We start from the raw sequence: 3,601 nt of genomic DNA, 5'->3' as shown, positions 1-3,601 counted from the left end.
CGAGATGCTGCGCAAGAACGACTACGGCCGGTATCTGTTCGAGATCGCAGACCTGTGACAACGCCGGCACCGCAGCAAGGCAAAGGGCGTTCCGCGACGGCAGACCGCATCCTGCAGGCTGCCATGCGACTGGCCTTGAGATTGCCGCTGCCCGTCCGACGGCCGTGAACAGCCCGGCGTTTCTTGCGGGCCGACCTCGGAACCGGAACATGACGAGAGCGGCGGCGGAGAGGGAAGCCCTCGAACAGCGGTCATAGCGGGAGGCCAGGCAAACGCCAGCCCCCCTCTTTGTCCTCTTGCCGCGCCGCCAACGCGACCGACAGGNCCGAGGCCCGGCGGCGGCAGGGGAACGGCAGGGGGTGGCAGAGGGTGGCAGGGGGGGGGCGGGCAAATTGCGCTGTGGAATCAGGCACGACCGGGCCGGGACCCGGCGGCGGGGCAGAATAACCCGCTCTTGTGCGGTCAGGTGATTGGCTTTGCCGCTCCGATCCCCTATCCAGTCAGGGCCGCCCGCGGGCGGTCCGGCCCGGGAGGGAGCCCCCTCTACCGGAACGGGAAGACGACCTCTGTCCGGGAGAATTCGATGCGCCGTTTCCTGACGCTCACGCTGGCCTGTCTCGCCCTTGTCGGCTGCGACGGGTCGCAAACGGTGTTCCCGGTACGCACCGAGGCGGTGCAGGACAGCGCCGCCCGGGTGACCTCCAATGTCGCGGTGGTGCGGCTGAGCAGCGCCAATGTCGCCGCCTTCAGCACCCCGCGCAGCCTGGCCGGGCCGCGCACGACGATGCCGGCGGCGGGCAAGTGGGTCTACCATGTCGGCATCGGCGACGTGCTCGACATCGTCGTCTACGACCATCCCGAGCTGACCACCCCGGCCGGCGCCAACCGCACGCCGCTGCAATCGGGGCTGCGGGTCGATGCGGATGGCTATTTCTACTACCCTTACGTCGGCAAGGTCCCGGCCCGGGGCCGCACCACCGACCAGATCCGCGCCGACCTGATGCAGCGGCTCGACACCTATATCAAGGACCCGCAGGTCGAGGTCCGCGTCGTCGGCTTCAACGCCCAGGCGGTCTCGGTCACCGGCGAGGTCAAGCAGCCCAGGCGCGAGCCGCTGACCGACGTGCCGCTGACCCTGATCGACGCCATCAACGGCGCCGGCGGGCTGACCGAGACCGCCGATCCGCGCGCCGTCACCGTCCGCCGCCACGGCCGCAGCTACAGCGTCGACATGCAGGCCTTCCTCGACCAGGGCATCAGCGCCAACAACCCGGTGCTGGTCGACGGCGACGTCGTCAGCGTGCCGCTGATCCAGCCCGAGGAGGCCTACCTGCTGGGCCAGATCGTCAAGCCCGGCACCATCGAGCTGACCCACGAGAACGTCACCCTGACCCAGGCCCTGACCCGGGTCGGCGGCCTCAAGGAGGGGCTGGCCGATGCCCGCGGCGTCTTCGTCTTCCGCCAGACCCCGCAGGGCATCGCCGTCTACCAGCTCGACGCCACCAACCCGGCCGCCTACCTGATCGGCACCCGCTTCATCCTCCATCCCCGGGACGTGATCTACGTCACCACCGCGCCGCTGAACCGCTGGAACCGGCTGATCTCGAACCTGCTGCCGTCGCTGAACACCGTCTATAGCGCCAAGCGGCTGGGCAACTGAGGACCGCGCGATGGCCGCCGTCGATTCGATCCTCGTCGTCTGCACCGGCAATATCTGCCGCTCGCCCGCCGGCGAACGCCTGCTCGCCGCCGCCCTGCCCGGCATCCGCGTCGGCTCGGCCGGGCTCGGCGCCGTGGTCGGCGCCGCCGCCGATCCCGAGACCGCCGCCGCCGCCGCCGAGCGCGGCCTCGACCTGGCGGGCCATGTCGCGCGCCAGTTCACCGCCGCCCTGGCCCGCGACCACGCCCTGATCCTGGTCATGGAGCCCGGCCAGCGCGACGAGATCCGCCGCCTCTACCCGCAGTTCTCGGGCCGGACGATGATGTTCGACCAGTGGACCGGCGGCGGCGGCATCGCCGATCCCCATGGCCGGCCGCGCGACGCCCATCGCCGGGCCCTCGCCGCCATCGCCGAGGCCGCCGACGCCTGGGTCGCCCGGCTCGGCGGGAAGGCCAGAAACGCCGCAGAAGAATGACGCAGGACCCCCGCATGACAAGCAGTGACACGCGCCCCGCCGCCGCGCCCGCCGCCGCGCCCGACGACGAGATCGACCTGCTCGAACTCGCCGGCGTGCTCTGGGCCGGCAAGTACCGCATCCTGGCGGCGATGGTCGTCACCGGCCTGCTCGGGATGATCGCCATCCTGCACGCCACCCCGACCTACCAGGCCAACGGCCTGATCCAGCTCGAGGCCGATTCCTCGAGCGCCCTCGCCCTGCCCCAGGGCATGCAGGACATCCTCGGCACCTCCTCGCTCTCGGGCAACTCGATCACCGATACCGAGATCCAGATCCTGCAGTCGCGCATGGTCGTCGGCAAGGCGGTGCGCAAGCTCGACCTCCAGGTCTATGCCTGGCCCCGGCCCTTCCCCCTGCTCGGCCCGATCCCGGCCCGGCTCCACCTGCCCGATCCCGGCCTCAAGGCCCTCGCCCGCTACGACTGGGGCGATGCCGCCATCGCCGTCGGCGCCCTCGCCGTGCCGCGGCGCTGGCTCGGCGCGGACATGGTCCTCACCATCACCGGCCCCGGCCGCTACCGCCTCGCCCTGCCCGACGGCCGTCATCTCGACGGCAGCGTCGGCCGCGAGCTGACCCTGGCCGCCACCACCAAGGCCACCACCAAGGCCACCGCCAGCGGAACGGCAGGCGAGACGGCAGGCGAGACGGCGACCGCGGCGGCGAGCGAGACGGCGACCGCGGCCGGCCCCGGCGGCTTCGCCCTCACCGTGGCCCGGCTCGACGGCCCGGCCGGGCGCCAGTTCATCCTCGGCCGCAAGCCCTTCGAGGCCGCCGTCGCCGACACCCGGCGGAACTTCGCCGTCAGCCAGGCCGGCAACCAGGCCTCGGTGCTCAGGACCAGCTATACCGCCATCAGCCCGCAACGCGCCCAGACCGTGCTCGACGCCATCGCCCAGGCCTATGTCGACCAGAACATCCAGCGCAGCGCCGCCTCGGCCGAGAGCAGCCTCGAATTCATCCGCAAGCAGCTGCCCGGCGCCCAGAAGGCCGTCGCCAGGGCCCAGGACGCGCTCAACGCCTACCAGCAGAAGCACCAGTCGATCGACGTCACCTACCAGACCCAGGCCCTGCTCACCCGCGTCACCGATATCGAGAGCCAGCTCAGCCAGCTCGCCCTCAAGGAGGAGGAGCTCAAGAACCGCTACACCGTCAACCATCCCGACTACAAGGCGCTGCTCCAGGACCGCAAGACCCTCGAAGGCCAGCTCGAACAGGCCAAGCAGGACGCCAACGCCCTGCCCGAGACCCAGAAGGCGATCTTCAACCTCCAGCGCGACCTCAACGTCGCCCAGCAGATCTATGTCCAGCTGCTCAACCGCGAGCAGGAGCTGCGCGTCGTCCGCGCCTCCTCGGTCGGCTCGGTCCGCATCATCGACACCGCCTATGCCGCCCCCGCCCCGGTCGCGCCGCGCAAGGGCCGCACC

General features: G+C 71.1%; 3 protein-coding genes. All 3 read left to right on the top strand.

Going from position 1 to position 3,601, the window contains the following annotated elements; translation table 11 throughout:
- Positions 1-583 precede the first annotated feature (583 nt).
- Positions 584-1,660: a polysaccharide biosynthesis/export family protein gene (locus ACFOES_RS13105; protein WP_377833748.1), complete on the top strand. Its 1,077-nt coding sequence runs from the start codon at positions 584-586 to the stop codon at positions 1,658-1,660.
- 10 nt (positions 1,661-1,670) lie between these two features.
- Positions 1,671-2,135 carry an arsenate reductase/protein-tyrosine-phosphatase family protein gene (locus ACFOES_RS13100; protein ID WP_377833747.1) on the top strand — a complete coding sequence of 155 codons (465 nt, stop codon included), beginning with the start codon at positions 1,671-1,673 and terminating at the stop codon, positions 2,133-2,135.
- A gap of 14 nt (positions 2,136-2,149) precedes the next feature.
- Positions 2,150-3,601, top strand: a 1,452-nt coding sequence (locus ACFOES_RS13095) for a GNVR domain-containing protein (RefSeq protein ID WP_377833746.1), incomplete at its 3' end; no start/stop codon positions are given.

This window comes from Acidimangrovimonas pyrenivorans (assembly GCF_042643245.1).
Classification (GTDB): domain Bacteria; phylum Pseudomonadota; class Alphaproteobacteria; order Rhodobacterales; family Rhodobacteraceae; genus Acidimangrovimonas; species Acidimangrovimonas pyrenivorans.
The sequence above is the reverse complement of the archived record's forward strand: the minus strand, read 5'-3'. Positions and strand labels throughout refer to the sequence as shown.